The sequence below is a fragment of the Caloranaerobacter azorensis DSM 13643 genome, from assembly GCF_900129995.1.
GTDB classification, from domain to species: domain Bacteria; phylum Bacillota; class Clostridia; order Tissierellales; family Thermohalobacteraceae; genus Caloranaerobacter; species Caloranaerobacter azorensis.
Genome location: NZ_FQXO01000156.1, coordinates 1 through 1052, shown reverse-complemented (window position 1 = coordinate 1052; position 1052 = coordinate 1). Strand labels below are relative to the sequence as shown.

1 protein-coding gene is annotated in these 1052 nt (G+C 24.8%); it reads left to right on the top strand.

What is annotated here, in order from left to right; genetic code table 11:
• The first annotated feature begins 93 nt into the window (after positions 1-93).
• Entirely contained in the window at positions 94-939 is an 846-nt protein-coding gene (locus tag BUB51_RS12675; protein WP_278294563.1) for a DUF1848 domain-containing protein, read from the top strand.
• Positions 940-1052 lie beyond the last annotated feature (113 nt).

The following is a 1052-nucleotide window of genomic DNA, read 5'->3' as shown; positions in this document are numbered from 1 at the left end:
GAAAATAGAAAAATTTATTCTGTAGTTTCCAAATGCGTTAAAAACTTTATATACAATGACTTTGTGGCTTAATTAATCTTGTAAACTGGTGTATTGGTAAGAAACCCAATGAATTATCATCAAGTTAGTAAAATAATTTTAGACCCAAATATTGTTGATTGTATAGTTTTCTGGACTAAAAATCCTAAAAATATGATAGACAAATTACTTTTATTAAAAGATTACAAATATTATTTTCAATTCACAATAACCTCATACGACAGCAGCATAGAAACCAATGTCCCGAGAAAAAAAGAAATAATAGAAACATTTATTAGACTTTCAAATATAATTGGTAAGGACAGAGTTATATGGAGATATGATCCTATCTTGTTAAACAATAAAATAAACGAAGAGTATCACTATAAATATTTCGAATACTCAGCAAGTAAACTTTACAAATATACAAACAAATGCATAATAAGTTTCTTAGATATGTATAAAAAAACTAGAAATAATATTAAATACTTAAATATTAAACCTTTATATAAAAAAGATATGATAAGAATAGCATCTGGTTTAATGAATATTTGTAATAAATACAATTTAAAATTAGAAACCTGTGCTGAAGAAATTGAGCTAAATGATATAGGAATTACACATGGAAAATGTATTGATGATAGATTAATTTCAAAACTTTGGGGAATAAATTTAAAAATTGATAAAGATAAAAATCAAAGAAAAATTTGTGGATGTGTTTCTAGCATAGATATTGGAGCATATAATACATGTATTCATGGGTGTTTATATTGTTATGCCAATTTTAGCGAGAAATCCGTTAAAAATAATTTGAAAAAACACAACCCTAATTCACCTTTATTGTTGGGAAATTTAGAAGAAACAGATAAAATTTTCATGAAAAAAATGGAATCATATAGAGATGGGCAGTTAAGTTTTTAAGTCTATAAATGAATCTTTTCACCAGTTTACAAGATTAATTAAGCCACAAAGTCATTGTATATAAAGTTTTTAACGCATTTGGAAACTACAGAATAAATTTTTCTATTTTCGAG